Source organism: Ramlibacter ginsenosidimutans, from assembly GCF_016654015.1.
Lineage (GTDB): Bacteria > Pseudomonadota > Gammaproteobacteria > Burkholderiales > Burkholderiaceae_C > Ramlibacter > Ramlibacter ginsenosidimutans.
The window spans coordinates 1048011-1064979 of record NZ_JAEPWM010000001.1; the positions used below are offsets into that span (position 1 = coordinate 1048011).

Sequence of the window (16969 nt, forward strand, 5' to 3'; positions counted from 1 at the left end):
TCACGATGACGACGGGCAGTCGAACTGCGAGCCGACCGCTACTCTGGCGAGCGAAGCAGCATGGCCAGGGCGGTGCCGAGGCCGGCGCCCACGAGTTCCGCTGCGATGAACGCTGCCGCACTGGCGGGCGCGATGCCCGCGAAGCTGTCGCTGAACATGCGTCCGATGACGGCCGCAGGATTGGCGAACGAAGTGCTGGAGGTGAACCAGTAGGCCGCACCGATGTAGGCCGCGACCAGGAAGCTCCCGCGGCCGGCCGGCGCCTGCAGGACCACGAACAGCAAGCCCGCCGTAGCGACCACTTCCCCCAGCCAGGGGCCCCAGCCGGAACGCACCTTGCTGCTGAACTCGATCACGCTCAGGTCGAACATGGCATTCGCCAGCCACGCCCCGGCGACACCTCCCAGCACCTGCGCGACGATGTACAGCAGGATGCCGCGCCGCCCGCCCTCGGGCCGGAAGAGCCCGCGGGCGGCCAGCACCAGTGTGACAGCCGGATTGAAATGCGCGCCGCTGACGCTCCACAGCGTCTCGATCAGCACCAGCAGCGCGAACACCGTCGCCAAGGTGTTGGCAAGCAGCGCAAGGCCCGAATTTCCGCCGCTCAGGCGCTCCGCCATGATGCCGGAGCCGATCACGGCGCAGAGCAGCATGGCGGTCCCCACGAACTCCGCGAGCACGGCGGCGCGCAGCCGATGCTTCATCGCGCAGCGAGCTCGCGGGCAGTCTTCTCGATGGAGAGCGGCGTCAGCGCCTCCTGCGGCAACATCAGGAAGAGATCGAGTCGCTGGCGCATCGCCTGGAGCGTGCGCCGGAACGCTGCCAGCTTCTCCTCGGTCGTGCCCTGCACTTCGGAAGGGTCCGGGTAAGCCCAGTGCGCCGTGGCAGGGTGCCCGGGCCAATACGGGCAGACCTCCCCGGCAGCGTTGTCGCAGACGGTGATGACGAGGTCCATCTGCGGCGCATCCAGACCTGCGAAGACGTCCCAGCTCTTGCTGCGCAGGCCGTCGGCCGGCACGCCGGCCTCCCGCAGCACCTGCAGCGCGAGCGGATTCGGCTGCTGGCTCTCGCGCGGGCTGCTGCCTGCGGAGAACGCCCGGAAGCGCCCCGCGCCGAGGTGATTGAGCAGCGCCTCCGCCAGGATGCTGCGCGCGGAGTTGTGCGTGCAGAGGAACAGGACGTTCAGCGGCTTCGCGGCCATCCCCGTTCCTTCAGCAGCACGCCTTGCCGTCGTCCTTCGTGCTGCGCCGGCTTCTTCAGCAGTCGCACGCCGCTGGGGGCGTGATGCACCCGGCACCTTGGCAGCAAGAACTTCCGCCTCAGAACGGGATGTCGTCGTCCATGTCGTCGAAGCCCGACGCCGGCTTCGCAGCACCGCCACCGCCACCCGAGCGCTGCGCGGCCGCCGGAGCGGGCGCCCGGCTGGGTGCGGCGGCGCGCCGCGGCGCACTGTCGTAGCCGCCGTCGTCACCACCGGGCGAGCCCATGCCTTCGCGCTTGCCGAGCATCTGCATGGTGTCGGCGCGGATCTCGGTGGCGTACTTCTCGACGCCGTCCTTGTCCGTGTACTTGCGCGTGCGGATGCTGCCTTCGATGTACACCTGCGAGCCCTTGCGCAGGTACTCGCCGGCGATTTCGGCCAGACGGTCGTTGAAGACGACACGGTGCCACTCGGTGGCTTCCTTCATCTCGCCGGACTGCTTGTCCTTCCAGCGGTCGGTGGTGGCGATGGTGACGTTGCACACGCGCCCGCCACTGGGGAAGGTGCGCACTTCCGGGTCCTTGCCGAGGTTGCCGACGATGATGACCTTGTTGACGGATGCCATGGTGCTGTTCCTCTGGGTTTGGGTCGATTATGTCGCCTCGGCTTCGTCGGCGAGAACCTCCTCGGCCGAATGCCGTGCCTGCGGCGCGCGCATGGGCCAGGCAGCCACCAGCCAGACCAGCATCAGCCCGGCGCAGGCTCCGAACAGCCCCGACAATCCAACGCTCTTGGCCAGCCAGCCGCCGACCGCCCCGCCGGTGAATGATCCCAGCGATTGCAGTGTGTTGTACACACCGAGCGCAGCACCGCGCGCATGCACCGGTGCCAGCCGGGAGGCCAGGCTGGGTTGCGTGGCTTCCAGCGTGTTGAAGCCGCAGAAAAAGAGGAACAGCAGCACCGCCAGCAGCGGCAGGCCCGGACGCAGCGCCGCTTCGGCAAACCCGAGCTGCACCAGCAGCAGCAGGCCGACGGCCGACAGGAACACCGCGCGCAGGTAGCCGCGCCGCTCCAGCGGGAACAGCGCACCGCCCATGACGACGAAGGACGCCAGCACCGCCGGCAGGTAGATCCACCAGTGGTGCGCCTTGGCCAGGCCGGCGTCCACCAGCAGGGCGGGGATCGCGAACCATATCGCGGTCTGCGTCGCGTGCAGCGCGAAGACGCCGATGTCCAGCCGCAGCAGCGGCCCGTCCTTCAGGACATCCGAGAGCCGCCCGCGCGCGACGTGCGCCGGGTGCTCGGGGGCCTTCGGCGTCCACCACAGCACCATCGCGATGCACAGCAGCGCCAGCAGCCCGGTCACGACGAACAGCCCGTGCAGTCCGATGCGCGCATCGAGCAGGGGCGCGGCGACCAGCGAGATGGCGAAGGTCAGGCCGATGCTGGCGCCCACCAGCGCCATCGACTTGGTGCGCACCGTGTCGCGGGTGAGGTCGGCCAGCAAGGCGGTGACGGCGGCGGAAACGGCGCCCGCCCCCTGCACGGCGCGGCCGGCGATCAGCCAGGACAGGCTTGGCGCCCAGGCGGCCAGGAAGCTGCCGGCGGCGAACACCAGCAGCCCGCCGACGATGACCGGCTTGCGGCCCCAGTGGTCGGAGGCAATGCCGTAGGCGATCTGCAGCAGGCCTTGCGTGAGGCCGTAGATGCCCATGCCGAGCCCGACCAGGGTCGGGTCGGTCCCGCCGGGATAGTGCGCCGCCTCCAGCGCGAACACGGGCAGTACCAGGAAGAAGCCCAGCATGCGGGCCGCGTAGATCATCGCCAGCGACACGCTGGCGCGCCGCTCGAGCGGGGTCATGCGGGCGGCGGAGGATTTGGAGGGGGCAGTCACGTACGGGTCGTCCGCGCCACCGGGCGCAAAACCCCGCATTTTCAGGCATGCCGGGACCCGCTGCCCGGAACCGGTGATCGCACTGCCGCGCGCGGATCGTCCACGAAGCCGATCTGGACCGCATCCCAGCGGCCCGGCGCGCGTAGCTGTGCGGGCACGCTGCACGTGGCCGGCCTTCCCCGTATCATCGAGAGTTCCCCTGGACACGCGCCCACCTTGAACGACAGCACCGACGGCAAGTACCTGCACGAGGCCCTGGGCCAGCGGATCAGCATCCGCGGGGCGCGGACGCACAACCTCAAGAACATCGATCTCGACCTGCCGCGCTACCGGCTGGTGGTGATCACGGGCCTGTCCGGCTCGGGCAAGTCCTCGCTCGCCTTCGACACGCTGTATGCGGAAGGCCAGCGGCGCTACGTCGAGAGCCTGTCGGCATACGCGCGCCAGTTCCTGCAGCTGATGGACAAGCCCGACGTGGACGTGATCGAGGGCCTCTCGCCCGCGATCGCCATCGAGCAGAAGGCCACCAGCCACAATCCGCGCTCCACCGTCGGCACGGTGACCGAGATCCACGACTACCTGCGCCTGCTGTTCGCGCGCGCCGGCACGCCCTACTGCCCCATCCACGACATCCCGCTGCAGGCCCAGACCGTCTCGCAGATGGTGGACGCCGTACTCGCGCTGCCCGAGGACACGCGGCTGATGGTGCTGGCGCCGGTGGCACGCGAGCGCAAGGGCGAGTTCACCGAGCTGTTCGCGGAGATGCAGGGCCAGGGCTACGTGCGCTTCCGCGTTGCCGGCGAGCTGTACGAATACGAGAACCTGCCCAAGCTGAAGAAGGCCGAGAAGCACGACATCGACGTGGTGGTCGATCGGCTGAAGGTGCGCCCCGACGTGCAGCAGCGGCTGGCCGAAAGTTTCGAGGCCGCGCTGCGCCTGGCCGACGGGCGCGCGGTTGCGGTGGAGATGGAGAGCGGCCGCGAGCACGTGTTCAACGCCAAGTTCGCCTGCCCCATCTGCCACTACTCCATCGCCGAACTGGAGCCGCGGCTGTTCTCGTTCAACTCGCCGGTGGGCGCGTGCCCGCGCTGCGACGGCATCGGGACGATGGAGTTCTTCGACCCGCAGCGCGTGGTCGCCTTTCCCGAGCTCTCCATCGCGGGCGGCGCGATCAAGGGCTGGGACCGGCGCAACCCCTACTACTTCTCGCTGGTCGAGAGCCTGGCGCGGCACTACAAGTTCAGCGTGGACGCGCCCTTCCAGGAGCTGGCGCCGCACATCCGCAAGGCGGTGCTGTACGGCTCCGGCGAGGAGGAGATCCGCTTCAACTACGCGCTGGAGTCGGGGCCGTCGGCCGGCCGGCGCGTGAGCAAGAAGCATCCCTGGGAAGGCATCATCCCCAGCATGGAGCGACGCTACCGCGAGACCGATTCGGCGGCGGTGCGCGAGGAGCTCGCCCGTTACCGCAGCCTGCAGCCCTGCCCCGAATGCGACGGCACGCGCCTGCGCAGCGAGGCGCGCCACGTGCGCCTGGGCGAAGCGCCCCACTACCGCGCGATCTTCGAGATCGGGCACATGACGCTGCGCGAGTGCCAGCAGTGGTTCGAGGACCTCGAACTGCACGGCGCCAAGGCGGAGATCGCGGACAAGGTGGTGCGCGAGATCGGCAACCGCCTGCGCTTCCTGAACGACGTGGGCCTGACCTACCTGAGCCTCGACCGCAGCGCCGAGACGCTCTCCGGCGGCGAGGCGCAGCGCATCCGGCTCGCGTCGCAGATCGGCTCCGGGCTTACCGGCGTGATGTACGTGCTGGACGAGCCGAGCATCGGACTGCACCAGCGCGACAACGACCGCCTGATCGGCACCTTGCAGCACCTGCGCGACCTGGGCAACAGCGTGCTGGTGGTGGAACACGACGAGGACATGATCCGCGCCGCCGACTACGTGGTGGACATGGGCCCGGGCGCCGGCATCCACGGCGGCGAGGTGGTGGCGCAGGGCACGCCGGCCGAAGTGCTGGCCGATCCGCGCTCCCTGACCGGCCAGTACCTGTCGGGCGCGCTGAAGATCCCGGTGCCGGGCAAGCGCAACCGGCTGGGCGAGCAGGTCGACCCGCAGGTGATCCGGATCGTCGGCGCCTCGGGCAACAACCTCAAGAACGTCAGCGTGGACATCCCCGTGGGCCTGCTCACCTGCGTCACCGGCGTATCCGGATCCGGCAAGTCCACCCTCGTGAACGACACGCTCTATGCGGCGGTGGCGCGCGAGCTCTATCGCGCGCACGAGGAGCCCGCGCCGCACGAGTCGATCGAGGGCATCGAGCACTTCGACAAGGTGATCAACGTCGACCAGTCGCCCATCGGCCGGACGCCGCGCAGCAACCCCGCCACCTACACGGGCCTGTTCACGCCCATCCGCGACCTGATGGCGGAAACGGCGACGGCCAAGGAACGCGGCTACGGCCCGGGCCGCTTCTCCTTCAACGTGGCGGGTGGCCGCTGCGAGGCGTGCCAGGGCGACGGGGTGGTGAAGGTGGAGATGCACTTCCTGCCCGACGTGTACGTGCCCTGCGACGTCTGCCGCGGCCAGCGCTACAACCGCGAGACCCTGGAAGTGCAGTGGAAGGGCCGCAACATCGCGCAGATCCTCGACATGACGGTGGAGGACGCCTACGAGTTCCTGAAGCCGGTGCCCGCGATCGCGCGCAAGCTGCACACGCTGATCGAGGTCGGCCTCTCGTACATCAAGCTCGGCCAGTCGGCGACCACGCTGTCGGGCGGCGAAGCCCAGCGGGTGAAGCTCGCGCTCGAACTCTCCAAGCGCGACACCGGCCGCACGCTCTACATCCTGGACGAGCCCACCACGGGGCTGCACTTCGCGGACATCGACCTGCTGCTGAAGGTGCTGCACCAGTTGCGCGACGCCGGCAACACCATCGTCGTCATCGAGCACAACCTCGACGTAATCAAGACAGCGGACTGGGTCATCGACATGGGGCCCGAAGGCGGCGACGGCGGCGGTACCGTGGTGGTGGCCGGCACGCCCGAGGAGGTCGCGGCGCACCCGCAGAGCCACACGGGGCATTACCTGAAGCGCTTCCTCGCCTGATTCGCACCGGCCGGACCTGCCCTCGCCTACAAGCCCGGCGGCGCGCGCGCCCTAGGATGCTCCGAACACAACAGAAACCGGGAGCACTGCCATGTCCATCATCACCATGATCATCGTCGGCTTCATCGTGGGCCTGCTCGCCCGCGCGCTGAAGCCGGGCAACGATCGCATGGGCATCATCATGACTACCATCGTCGGCATCGTCGGCTCCCTGCTCGCCGGCTGGGTCGGACAGGCGATGGGCTGGTACCGGCCGGGCCAGCCCGCCGGCTGGATCGCCTCGATCCTCGGCGCGATCGTGCTGCTGGTGATCGTCGCGATGGTCCGCCGTCCGCGGTATTACCGGTAAGCGTCCCGCATTGCCGGGGTTCGCTGGCGCTCACCGCCAGCCTACGAAGTCGCGGCGAACGGGGGCGTTCGTAGGCTGGTGGTGAACGAAGTGAACCCCAGCGTTCAGCCCTTCGCGGCCTCGAGAAGGTCGCGCGTGCGCAGCGCTTCCCTTCGCGCCGCGTCTGCGAAATCCGCCCCCGACGACGCATACAGGATCGCGCGCGACGAGTTGACGACGATCGGCGCATCCGGGCGCCAGCCCGCCTTCACCGTCGCCGCCGCATCGCCGCCTTGCGCGCCGACGCCGGGGATCAGCAGGGGCAGCGTCGGCGCGAGCGTCCGCACGCGCTCGATCTCCGCCGGATAGGTCGCTCCGACGACCAGTCCCAGCTGCCCGTTGAGGTTCCACGGGCCCTGCGCGAGCTGCGCGATGTGCTCGTACAGGAGCGGCTGTCCGGGCACGGACGCGAGCCGCTGGCTCTGCAAGTCGTCGCCGCCCGGATTCGACGTGCGACACAACAGGAATGCGCCCTTTCCGGAGTACTTCAGGTAAGGCTGCACCGAGTCGAAGCCCATGAAGGGCGACAGCGTCACTGCGTCCGCATCGTAGCGCTCGAAGGCCTCCTTCGCGTACTGCTCCGCGGTGGAGCCGATGTCGCCGCGCTTCGCATCCAGGATCACGGGAACGTGCGGAAAACTGGAGCGGATGTGCCGCACGAGCTGTTCGAGCTGCAGCTCCGCGCGATGGGCCGCGAAGTAGGCGATCTGCGGCTTGAAGGCGATCGCCAGGTCACCGGTCGCATCGACGATGCGGGCGCAGAAATCGAAGATCCGCTGCGCATCCCCCTTCAGCTGCGCGGGGAAGCGCGTAGGCTCGGGGTCCAGGCCCACGCAGAGCATGGACCGGTTGCGGCCCTGGGCGCCCTGCAGCATCTCGAGGAAGGTCATGGCACGATTCTAGGTTCCGGCCGATCCAGTCTGTACATGGACAAAATCGGACGCCGTCGCGCGACTGCCTTGTTTCACGCAGGCAGACTGTAGGACGCGACCGGATTCGCAGCTGCGGGCCGAACCTTCCTGCCTGCGCTTTTCCATAATCGGATAACGCATGACTCCGACACTCGCAAGCGAACGCGGCGACGCCGTCGAACAGCGGCTGCAGCTGCTGATCGAGGCCGTCACCGACTACGGCATCTTCATGCTGGACCCCGAAGGACACATCATGTCCTGGAACACGGGCGCCCAGAAGCTGAAGGGCTGGCGGCGCGAGGAAATCCTCGGCCAGCATTTCTCCGTGTTCTATCCGCGCGAGGCGGTGGACCGCGGCTGGCCCGACGAGGAGCTGAGGCTCGCGAAGGCGCGCGGCCGCTTCGAGGACGAGGGCTGGCGCCTGCGCAAGGACGGCACGCGCTTCTGGGCCAACGTGGTGATCACCGCGCTGTACGGCCCGATGGGCGAGCTCACGGGCTTCGCGAAGATCACGCGCGACCTGACCGAGCGCCGCATGCACGAGGAGCAGCTGCGCGAGAGCGAGGAGCGCTTCCGGCTGCTGGTGGACAGCGTGCGCGACTACGCCATCTTCATGCTCGACCCGCAGGGCATCGTCCAGAGCTGGAACGCGGGTGCCCAGGCCATCAAGGGCTACGAGGCCGCGGAGGTCATCGGCCGCCACTTCAGCATCTTCTATACGCCGGAGGACCAGGCCTCGCAGAAAGCGGAGCGGGAACTGGAAGCCGCGCGCACGCAGGGTCGCGTCGAGGACGAAGGCTGGCGCGTGCGCAAGGACGGTTCGCTGTTCTGGGCGAACGTGGTGGTGAGCGCGATCCACGGCCCGGACGGCGAACTGCGCGGCTACGCGAAGGTCACGCGCGACATGAGCGAGCGGCGGCGCCTGGGTGAACTGGAGAGTTCCAGCCGCCGCATGAACGAGTTCCTGGCGATGCTGGCCCACGAGCTGCGCAACCCGCTGGCGCCGATCCGCAACGCCGTGACCGTCATGCAGCTGGAGACGGTCGCCAGCCCGGTGCTGCGCAACGCCCGCGACGTGATCGACCGGCAGCTCACGCACGTGACGCGCCTGGTCGACGACCTGCTGGACGTGGGTCGCCTCACCACCGGCAAGATCAGGCTGCGCAAGGAGCTGGTGCGCGTGTCCGACGTCGTTGCGCGCAGCGTGGAAACGGCACGGCCCGTGATCGCGGCCCGCCACCACACGCTCACGATCGAACAGCCGGACCAGCCGGTGTACGTGAACGGCGACGCCACCCGGCTCTCGCAGGTGCTGCAGAACCTGCTGCTCAACGCCGCGAAGTACACGCCCGACGGCGGCCGCATCCGCCTGCGCGTCTCGGCCCCGGACGGCTTCGCCTACGTGGAGGTGAGCGACAACGGCCGCGGTCTCGCGCCCGAACACATCCAGAGCATCTTCGACCTGTTCGTGCAGACCGAGGGCGGCACCTCCGCGGCCGCGGAGAGCGGCCTGGGCATCGGCCTCACCCTGGCGCGCTCGCTCACCGAGATGCATGGCGGATCCATCGAGGCCCGCAGTCCCGGCCTGGGCCAGGGCAGCACCTTCACCGTGCGCCTGCCGATCGCGATCCACGACGGGGCCGAAGGGCCGGGCGAGCAGCGCGGGGACGACGTGTCGGGCGGACTGCGCGTGCTGGTGATCGACGACAACCGCGATTCCGCCGACAGCGCGCGGGACGTGCTGCGCCTGCTCGGCAACCAGGTGGAAGCGGCGTACCAGGGCGAGGCCGGCATCGCCGTGGCCGCACGGCTGAAGCCGCAGATGGTGCTGCTGGACCTCGCGATGCCCGGCATGGACGGATTCGAGGTGCGGCGCCGGCTGTGCGCCGACGGTTGCGAATCGACCTACCTGGTGGCGATGACCGGCTTCGGCAACGAGGACGACAAGCGCCGCACGCAGGACGCGGGCTTCGATGCCCACCTGACCAAGCCGGTGGAACTGGACGCACTGGTCAGGCTGCTCAACGAGGCGCGTGAACGCGCCGGCAAGCCGCCGACGCGCTCCGGCGTGTAGCGGCAGCGCGCGCGCTGCAACGCGCGTTCAGGTGACGGTGCTGTGCCGCTGCACGCGGTCCGACACGCGCTGGCGCAAGCGCAGGCGCGCCGCGTCCGTGAGCATGCGTCCTGCCCACCGGAACACGTTGAATTCGTGCACCGTGCTGCGCAGCGCCGCCATGCGCTCGCGTTGTTCCGCGGCCGGCATGGTGAGGGCCTGGTGCAGGGCGTCGGCCGTTTCTTCCACGTGGTAGGGATTCACCACCAGCGCCTCGGGCATTTCGCGCGCGGCGCCGGCGAAGCGGCTGAGGATCAGCACGCCACGCTCGTCGTCGCGCGCCGCCACGAACTCCTTGCACACGAGGTTCATGCCGTCGTGCAGGCTGGTGACCATGCAGACGTCGGCGGCGCGGTACAGGCGCGTCACCTGGTCGTGGTCGTGGTGCTGGGCGAGCAGGTGGATCACCGGCTGGCCCGGCCGTGCGAAGCGCAGGTTGATGCGTTCGGCGGCGCGCTCGATGCGCTCGCGGAAGGACCGGTACTCCTCGAGCGCGCCGCGCGAAGGGGCGGCCACCTGCACGAAGGTGAAGCGCTCGCGCCACTCCGGATGCTTCTCCAGCAGGCGCTCCACCGCGTTCAGGCGCTCCAGGATGCCCTTGGTGTAGTCGAAGCGGTCGATGCCGACCGCCACGCGGTGGCTGTTGGGAATGCCGAGCCGCTCGAACACCTGCGCCCGGCATTCGCCCGGCGACGGCCATTCGCGCGCTTCCTCCGGCGACGGCCACTCGATCGAGATCGGGTAGCTCTCCACCAGCGTCTGCGCGCCGCCGAAGCTGATGGTCGAGTGCTCGTGCTCGATGCGCGCTTCCAGGTAGCGGTCCACGGTCTCGATGAAGTTCTTGCAGTGGAAGCGCGTGTGGAAGCCCAGGATCGTGCTGCCCAGCATCCCCTCCAGGATCTCGCTGCGCCACGGGCAGATGCCGAACGACTCCGGGTTGGGCCAGGGGATGTGCCAGAAGGTCAGGATGGTCGCGCGCGGCAGCTTGCGCCGCACCATGGCCGGCAGCAAGGCGAAGTGGTAGTCCTGCACCAGCACCACGGGATCGTCGCTGCGCGCCTCGGCCACGACCGCATCGGCGAACAGCTGGTTGACGCGCCGGTAGTGCTCCCAGTCCTGCTCGCGGAACACCGGGCGCACGTGCGCCACGTGGCACAGCGGCCAGAGCCCCTCGTTGGCGAAGCCGTAGTAGTAGCCCTGCTCCTGCTCCTCGGTGAGCCACAGGCGGCGCAGCTGGTACTCGTTCTCGCCTGGCGGCAGGGCCACGTGGTCGTGGCGGTCCACCGCGTCGCGGTCGCCGCTGCCGCTGCCATGCGCGATCCAGGTGCCCGAGCACGCACGCATGACCGGCTCCACGGCGGTCACCAGTCCACTGGCGGGGCGGCGCACGACGAGGCTGCCGTCCGGCTGCTTCTCGTGCATGTAGGGCTCGCGGTTCGACACCACGATGACCTGGTCGCCGCGCAACTGCGTGCGCAGCAGCGACTGCAGGCGCTCGGCGCTCCAGCCCTCGTCGGAGCGCGGCATGCGGCGGTATTCGTCTTCGAGGTCGCGCAGGCGTTCACGCAGGTCCGCGGCGAGTGGCGCGAGCTCCGGCACCGGCGGCAGCATCGGGCGCAACAGCCCTTCCCCGCGCAGCAGTGCCTGCGCGCCCGAGACCCAGCCGCGCCAGCTCAACTGCGCAACGACCACGGTGACCAGTGCGATCGCCCCGCCGAGGGCGGCGATGAGGATGATGAGGTACTTGCGCGTGTCCTGGCTGCGCCGCTCGATGAAGCTCAGGTCGTGCATCAGCACCAGGTCGCCCACCGGGCCGGCCTCGCTCACGATCGGGTGGTAGCTCACGTGCACGGGACCGCCCTCGATCTCCATGGCCGCCTCCTGGCGCGATGCGATCTCCCTGGCCTCCTCGCAGCCGAGGTCCTTGGGATAGCGCGCCGTGCGCCGCACGACCTGCCCGCTGGTGGAGCACCAGCCGATGGCGACCAGGCGCTCGTCCTGCACGGCGCGGTCGAAGATGGCCTGCAGCTTGCGGCCGCGCGTCTCCGAGTCCGTGAGCGAGTCCGACAGGGCCGTCGCGACCAGGTTGCCGCGCATGTCGAGGTCCCGCGCGAACCAGCGCAGCGTCAGCTTGTCCATGATCGGAACGGCCAGGTACGCGGTCCCCACCAGGATGATCACCAGCGGGACGAGGAAGCGCAGCTGCAGTCGGAATGTTTTCAATGTCGGGCAAGCTCAGGAGGCGTGATGCATTTTGACAAATACTTTACGGCAGAGTTCCCCGGCGCGAGAGGGAGCCCGCGCGCATGCATGTTCCGCCCGAACCGCTTTCGAGGCGTTGATCCGGCCGGCGCAGTCCGCCCGGCCCGTGCAGGACGGACCGGCTGCGCCCTTCAGTCGTCGCTGCCCATCAGGATCCGCGCGGCCCGGTCGTCCACACCCAGCTCCTGGATCAGGATGGCGAGGTCGCGGTCGAGGCGGCCGAGCGTGCGTGCGTCCAGCCGGGCCAGCGCCTCGGGCAGCACGCCCGAGAACGGCCCGGGCGCCTTCGCCAGCACCTTGACGCCCTTGGCGGTCACGCGCAGCTGGACGGCGCGGCGGTCCTCGCCACCACGCTGGGCGACGGCCAGGCCCTTTTCCAGCAGGGGCCGCAGCAGGTTGCTGGCGGTCGACTGGTGAATGTCCATCGCGCGCGCCAGCTCGCCGACGCCGATGTCGGGATGCTCCTGGATGACGCTGAGGGCCCAGAGCTGGGCCCCGGACACCCCGGCCTTGGTCTCCACCGCGCGGAAGTGGCTCTTCACCGCGTTGAAGACCATGCGGAAGCGCCGCAGCACGCGCACGGCCGGCTCGGTCGCCTCCGCGCTGGCCGCCCTGGTTGTTCGTGGTTTGGTGTTAGTTGTTCCAGTCCCCATCCCGCCATCTTAGGGGCTCGGCTGGGGAGGCACCTCGGGGCGTCGGGCAGTCCAGCCTGCGGCTTGCGTTCAGCGGCGGGCGAGCGCCTGCCGGTACAGGCCTTCCACGCGCGGAATGTTTTCCTTCAGGCGGCGCATGCGGTCCGGGCCCGACGGGTGGGTGGACAGGAAGGCCATGCCGCCGCCCGCGCCCGCAGCGCGGTCCATCTTCTCCCACAGCGACACCGCCGCCTCGGGGTTGAAGCCGGCGCGGGCGCCCAGCTCCAGGCCGACCAGGTCCGCTTCCGTCTCGTCGTCGCGGCTGTACTTCAGCGAGAGCAGCTGGGTGCCGATGTCGGCGGCCACGTTGCCGAGCTGCCCGAGGCCGAACAGCTGCGCCCCGAGCGACAGCAGCGCGCCCGTGCCCTGTGTCTTGGCGATGCGCTCGCGCGCGTGCTCGCGCAAGGCGTGGGCCATCTCGTGTCCCAGCACCATCGCAAGCTCGTCGTCCGTGACCTGCAGCTGCTGCAGCAAGCCGGTGAAGACGGCGATCTTGCCGCCCGGCATGCAGAACGCGTTCACCTGCTTGCTGCCGATCAGGTTCACTTCCCAGTGCCACTGGCGCGCCCGTTCGTTCCAGCGCGGCGCATCGACGATCAGGCGGCCGGCGATGGCGCGCAGCCGCTGCAGTTGCGGATTGTTGTCCGGCGCCAGCGCATTCTTGGACCGCGCCTGCTCCAGCAGCTCGCCGTATTGCTGCGTCGCGGCCTGCTCCAGCTCCTCCGCGGGCACCAGGCTGCGCATGCTCGAAGGCGGACCGACATTCACCTGGGCGAATACTGGCGCGGCGACGAGGCTGCTGGCCGTGAGCAGGAACGCACGCCGCGAGCCGCATCGGGGTGGAGGGACAGCACGAATCCTGCGCATGGGCGAATAATACGGACGAATCAAGGCCAAGATGTCAGACCCAGCCGCAACGACCACCGAGAGTCCGCCTGCATCACCCGCCGCGCCGCCGCGGCGCAAGCGCTCCGCGCTGGAGGTCCTGAAGGAGCTGCGCCAGCCCAAGGTCGCCGTGATGCTGGCGCTGGGTTTTTCCTCCGGCCTTCCGTTCCTGCTCACCGCCAACACGTTCGGCTACTGGCTGCGCGACGAAGGCACCAGCCTCAAGGCCATCGGCTTCATCTCCTGGGTGGGTTTCGCCTACGCCTTCAAGGTCTACTGGTCGCCGCTGGTGGACCGCGTGGACGTGCCCCTGCTCGGGCGGCTGGGACGCCGCCGCGGCTGGATGCTCTTGTGCCAGATCCTGGTCGCGCTGGGCCTGCTCGGCATGGCGCTGGTCGGTGTCTCCGGGGGACTGGCGGCGATCGGCGCCTTCGCCCTGCTTACCGCCTTCGCCTCCGCGACCCAGGACATCGCCATCGATGCGTGGCGCATCGAGGCGGCGTCGGACGCGGAGGAGGTCGGGCTGATGACCTCGGCGGCGCAACTGGGCTATCGCATCGCGCTGCTGGTCACCGATGCGGCCATCATCGCCGCGGCGGCGCGCGTGGGCTGGTCCCTGTCGTACGTGGCGATGGCGGTGCTGATGGCGATCGGCATCGCCGCGAGCTTCTTCGCCACCGAGCCGGCACGCGCGGACGCGGTGCTCCACGCGAAGCCGCCGCTGTGGACCCGGCGCGGGCTGGTCGATGCGCTGCTCGGGCCGTTCATCGACTTCTTCCGCAAGCACCGGGCCACCGGCCTGCTGATCCTGCTGGCCGTCGCGCTCTACCGGCTGCCCGACTTCGTGATGGGGCCGATGTACAACCCCTACTACCACGACCTCGGCATCAGCAAGGACACCGTGGCCCTGGTGCGGGGATCCTTCGGCCTGGTCACCACCTTCCTGGGACTGGCGGCGGCCGGCCTGTGCTCCGTGCGCATCGGCATGCTGCCCACCCTGCTGGTCGGCCTGGTGCTCGAGGCCTTCGGCACGTCGGCATTCGCCCTGCTCGCGTTCCACGCGGACGCGACGACGTTCGCCGCGGTGATGTCGCTCGACTCTTTCGCGCAGGCTTTTGCCGGCGTCGCGCTCGTCACGTACATGTCCAGCCTGACGACGCTGGGCTACACCGCGACGCAGTACGCGATGCTTTCGTCCACCTACGCGGTGCTGGGCAAGCTGCTCAAGGGCTTTTCGGGCGTGACGGTGGATGCACTGACGCCGGGCTACGGCCTGCTGGGGGCCTATGCGACCGCGTTCGTCGGAACGGGCCTCACCGCCATCCCGCCCTTCCTGCTGTTCCTGCTGCTGTGGCGCTTGCAGCGGCGCGGGAGCAGGCAGGCCAGGTAAGGCGTAGCGGCGCAGCGAGCGCTCGCATGACGCGCAGTCCGCCGTCGCTGGCGGGGCGGGGAATGGAGATTGCTGTTTACCTAACTTTACGGCACCTTCAAGCGCATGCGATGGGGCCGCCCGACCATGCAGTTGTGCGGTCCCCGTGACCGGTCCCACTACCATTTCCCTCCATGCAGCAACTCCTGATGATCGAAGACGACACCCGCCTCGCCAACATGGTGGGCGAGTACCTGGAGCGATCCGGCTTCGGCGTCACCCATGCCGCCGATGCCAAGGCCGGCCTGCACCTGCTGGAAGACCCGCCCGCCGGCACCACGCCGGACCTGGTCGTCCTCGACCTGATGCTGCCGGACCTCGACGGCCTGGAGGTGTGCCGCCGCGTGCGCGCCCTGCCGGGAGACAGCGGCAAGGTGCCGGTGCTGATGCTCACCGCCAAGGGCGATCCCATGGACCGCATCGTCGGCCTGGAGCTCGGCGCCGACGACTACCTGCCCAAGCCCTTCGAGCCGCGCGAACTGCTCGCCCGCATCCGGGCGATCCTGCGTCGCCGCAGCGACGGCACCCCGCCGCCGGCCAAGTCCATGCGCTTCGGCTCGCTGGAGATCGACCGCGACGCCCGCACCGTCTCGGTGGCCGGCAAGCCGGCGGAGCTGACGTCCTACCAGTTCGACCTGCTGGTCGTGCTGGCCGAACGCGCCGGCCGCGTGCTCACCCGCGACCAGATCATGGAAGCGGTGCGCGGCCGCGAGCTGGAGGCGTTCGACCGTTCCATCGACGTGCACATGGGGCGCATCCGCGCCGCCATCGAAGCCGACCCCAAGGTCCCGAAGCGCATCCTCACCGTCCGCGGCGTGGGCTACGTGTTCGCCAAGCAGCAGGACTGACCAGCAGGAAAAGCCTTTCGCCGATGACCTCCTGGAACGCGCGCTGGCGCTTCCCCCTGTACCTGCGCATCTGGCTCGCCGTCGTGGTGGCGGTCGGCCTGCTCACGGTCGCCTTCGGCTGGCTCATGCGCAAGAGCTGGGAGCAGCAGCAGCCTCCCGCGCGCGAAGTCGTCATCCGCAACGACCGCGACGAGATCGTCGGCCAGAGCATGGTCCGGCCCAACCGCGTCCCCGGCCAGGGCGTCGAGTTCGATGTGCGGATGAACGATGGCCGCACGCTGACCGTGCAGCTGCCGCCGCGTCCGCGTCCACCCGGCGGCGAAGCCCGCATCTGGCCTCCGCGCGGCCAGATGGGCTTCTTCTGGCTGCTGGCCATCGTGGCCGTCGCCGTCGCCGTCGGCAGCTACCCGGTGGTGCGCCGGCTCACGATGCGGCTGGAAGGCCTGCGCCGCGGGGTCGAGCGCTGGGGCGAAGGCGACCTCAGCACGCGCCTGCCGGTGCAAGGGCACGACGAGGTCGCCTTCCTCGCCCTGCGCTTCAACCATGCGGCCGAGCGCGTCGAGAACCTGCTCAAGGCCAACAAGTCCCTGCTGGCCAATGCCTCGCACGAGCTGCGCTCGCCGCTGGCCCGCATCCGCATGGGGCTGGAGCTGATGGACCCGGAGCCATCGCCGCGCTCGCGCGACGAGATCACGCGCAACATCGGCGAGCTGGACCAGCTGATCGACGAGATCCTGCTGGCGAGCCGGCTCGATGCGCGCGAGGCGGACATCGGCACGATCGAAGCGGTGGACCTCACGGGGCTGGTCGCCGAGGAAAGCGCCCGCACCGGCGCCGAACTGGACGAAGCCGAGACAGCCCGCGCCGTGGTCGTTCCGGGCGTGCCCAAGCTGCTGCGGCGCGCGGTGCGCAACCTGCTGGAGAACGGGCGCCGCTACAGCAACGGGCCCGTGACCGTGAACCTGCGCCGCGATGGCGACCAGGCGATCGTGCGCGTCTGCGACCGCGGCCCGGGCGTGCCCGAGCCGGAGCGCGAGCGGATCTTCGAGCCGTTCTACCGGTTGCGCGGCGCGTACGAGCGCGAGGGCGGCGTCGGCCTGGGGCTGGCGCTGGTGCGCTCGATCGCCCAGCGGCATCGCGGCTCTGCGCGCTGCGAGGCGAACCCCGGCGGCGGCGCCTGCTTCGTCCTGACCCTCCCCTGCGGGGAGATGTAACCCACCGTAAAAATGGCCGAATGG

Annotated in this window: 14 protein-coding genes; 6 read left to right on the forward strand and 8 right to left on the reverse strand. The window is 69.6% G+C overall.

The features are described 5' to 3' along the window. Nucleotides 1-38: 38 nt before the first annotated feature. From JJB11_RS05170 to JJB11_RS05185, 4 genes are all read right to left on the reverse strand, one after another. Nucleotides 39-704: an aquaporin gene (locus JJB11_RS05170; protein WP_201166809.1), complete on the reverse strand. Its 666-nt coding sequence runs from the start codon at nucleotides 702-704 to the stop codon at nucleotides 39-41. Beyond that, the gene (locus tag JJB11_RS05175; RefSeq protein WP_201166810.1) at nucleotides 701-1201 is read right to left on the reverse strand and encodes an arsenate reductase ArsC; all 501 of its coding nucleotides are present in this window, start codon (nucleotides 1199-1201) and stop codon (nucleotides 701-703) included. Before JJB11_RS05175 ends, JJB11_RS05170 begins: the two co-directional genes overlap by 4 nt. A 118-nt stretch (nucleotides 1202-1319) precedes the next feature. Then, a complete protein-coding gene (gene ssb / locus JJB11_RS05180; protein ID WP_201166811.1) occupies nucleotides 1320-1826 on the reverse strand; it encodes a single-stranded DNA-binding protein in 507 nt (168 codons plus the stop codon). Between the two features lie 27 nt (nucleotides 1827-1853). Next, the gene (locus tag JJB11_RS05185; protein WP_201166812.1) at nucleotides 1854-3062 is read right to left on the reverse strand and encodes an MFS transporter; all 1209 of its coding nucleotides are present in this window, start codon (nucleotides 3060-3062) and stop codon (nucleotides 1854-1856) included. Between the two features lie 249 nt (nucleotides 3063-3311). On the opposite strand from JJB11_RS05185, the gene uvrA reads away from it, so the two are divergent. Further along, nucleotides 3312-6203 carry an excinuclease ABC subunit UvrA gene (uvrA, locus tag JJB11_RS05190; protein ID WP_207189885.1) on the forward strand — a complete coding sequence of 964 codons (2892 nt, stop codon included), beginning with the start codon at nucleotides 3312-3314 and terminating at the stop codon, nucleotides 6201-6203. 91 nt (nucleotides 6204-6294) lie between these two features. Beyond that, nucleotides 6295-6552 carry a GlsB/YeaQ/YmgE family stress response membrane protein gene (locus JJB11_RS05195; protein WP_201166813.1) on the forward strand — a complete coding sequence of 86 codons (258 nt, stop codon included), beginning with the start codon at nucleotides 6295-6297 and terminating at the stop codon, nucleotides 6550-6552. A 104-nt stretch (nucleotides 6553-6656) separates the two neighbouring features. Here JJB11_RS05195 and pyrF read toward each other — a convergent pair whose 3' ends face one another. Continuing rightward, a complete protein-coding gene (pyrF, locus tag JJB11_RS05200; RefSeq protein ID WP_201166814.1) occupies nucleotides 6657-7481 on the reverse strand; it encodes an orotidine-5'-phosphate decarboxylase in 825 nt (274 codons plus the stop codon). A gap of 160 nt (nucleotides 7482-7641) precedes the next feature. Here pyrF and JJB11_RS05205 point away from each other — a divergent pair, with 160 nt between their 5' ends. After that, nucleotides 7642-9576: a PAS domain-containing hybrid sensor histidine kinase/response regulator gene (locus JJB11_RS05205; protein WP_201166815.1), complete on the forward strand. Its 1935-nt coding sequence runs from the start codon at nucleotides 7642-7644 to the stop codon at nucleotides 9574-9576. A gap of 27 nt (nucleotides 9577-9603) precedes the next feature. Here JJB11_RS05205 and JJB11_RS05210 read toward each other — a convergent pair whose 3' ends face one another. The 3 genes from JJB11_RS05210 to JJB11_RS05220 form a co-directional block, all read right to left on the reverse strand. Beyond that, nucleotides 9604-11838, reverse strand: coding sequence for an alpha,alpha-trehalose-phosphate synthase (UDP-forming) (locus JJB11_RS05210; protein WP_201964602.1), 2235 nt, complete (start codon nucleotides 11836-11838; stop codon nucleotides 9604-9606). A 170-nt stretch (nucleotides 11839-12008) separates the two neighbouring features. Beyond that, the gene (locus JJB11_RS05215; protein ID WP_201964603.1) at nucleotides 12009-12458 is read right to left on the reverse strand and encodes a MarR family transcriptional regulator; all 450 of its coding nucleotides are present in this window, start codon (nucleotides 12456-12458) and stop codon (nucleotides 12009-12011) included. A 141-nt stretch (nucleotides 12459-12599) separates the two neighbouring features. Next, nucleotides 12600-13436, reverse strand: coding sequence for a M48 family metallopeptidase (locus JJB11_RS05220; protein ID WP_201166817.1), 837 nt, complete (start codon nucleotides 13434-13436; stop codon nucleotides 12600-12602). Nucleotides 13437-13467: 31 nt separating this feature from the next. Here JJB11_RS05220 and JJB11_RS05225 point away from each other — a divergent pair, with 31 nt between their 5' ends. The 3 genes from JJB11_RS05225 (at nucleotide 13468) to JJB11_RS05235 (ending at nucleotide 16945) form a co-directional block, all read left to right on the forward strand. Then, complete coding sequence (locus tag JJB11_RS05225) at nucleotides 13468-14844, forward strand: AmpG family muropeptide MFS transporter (protein WP_201166818.1); 1377 nt, start codon at nucleotides 13468-13470, stop codon at nucleotides 14842-14844. Nucleotides 14845-15017: 173 nt separating this feature from the next. Continuing rightward, a complete protein-coding gene (locus JJB11_RS05230) occupies nucleotides 15018-15731 on the forward strand; it encodes a response regulator (protein WP_242528817.1) in 714 nt (237 codons plus the stop codon). Nucleotides 15732-15754: 23 nt separating this feature from the next. Continuing rightward, nucleotides 15755-16945 carry a sensor histidine kinase gene (locus JJB11_RS05235; RefSeq protein WP_201166819.1) on the forward strand — a complete coding sequence of 397 codons (1191 nt, stop codon included), beginning with the start codon at nucleotides 15755-15757 and terminating at the stop codon, nucleotides 16943-16945. Nucleotides 16946-16969 lie beyond the last annotated feature (24 nt).

What these genes read in the sequence shown, in the direction of transcription:
- JJB11_RS05195 (WP_201166813.1), top strand. Translation starts at nt 6,295, where the DNA reads ATGTCCATCATCACCATGATCATCGTCGGCTTCATCGTGGGCCTGCTC.
- JJB11_RS05230 (WP_242528817.1), top strand. Translation starts at nt 15,018, where the DNA reads ATGCAGCAACTCCTGATGATCGAAGACGACACCCGCCTCGCCAACATG.
- JJB11_RS05170 (WP_201166809.1), bottom strand. Translation starts at nt 704, where the DNA reads ATGAAGCATCGGCTGCGCGCCGCCGTGCTCGCGGAGTTCGTGGGGACC.
- JJB11_RS05185 (WP_201166812.1), bottom strand. Translation starts at nt 3,062, where the DNA reads ATGACCCCGCTCGAGCGGCGCGCCAGCGTGTCGCTGGCGATGATCTAC.
- pyrF (WP_201166814.1), bottom strand. Translation starts at nt 7,481, where the DNA reads ATGACCTTCCTCGAGATGCTGCAGGGCGCCCAGGGCCGCAACCGGTCC.
- JJB11_RS05220 (WP_201166817.1), bottom strand. Translation starts at nt 13,436, where the DNA reads ATGCGCAGGATTCGTGCTGTCCCTCCACCCCGATGCGGCTCGCGGCGT.
- ssb (WP_201166811.1), bottom strand. Translation starts at nt 1,826, where the DNA reads ATGGCATCCGTCAACAAGGTCATCATCGTCGGCAACCTCGGCAAGGAC.
- JJB11_RS05205 (WP_201166815.1), top strand. Translation starts at nt 7,642, where the DNA reads ATGACTCCGACACTCGCAAGCGAACGCGGCGACGCCGTCGAACAGCGG.
- JJB11_RS05235 (WP_201166819.1), top strand. Translation starts at nt 15,755, where the DNA reads ATGACCTCCTGGAACGCGCGCTGGCGCTTCCCCCTGTACCTGCGCATC.
- JJB11_RS05225 (WP_201166818.1), top strand. Translation starts at nt 13,468, where the DNA reads ATGTCAGACCCAGCCGCAACGACCACCGAGAGTCCGCCTGCATCACCC.
- JJB11_RS05175 (WP_201166810.1), bottom strand. Translation starts at nt 1,201, where the DNA reads ATGGCCGCGAAGCCGCTGAACGTCCTGTTCCTCTGCACGCACAACTCC.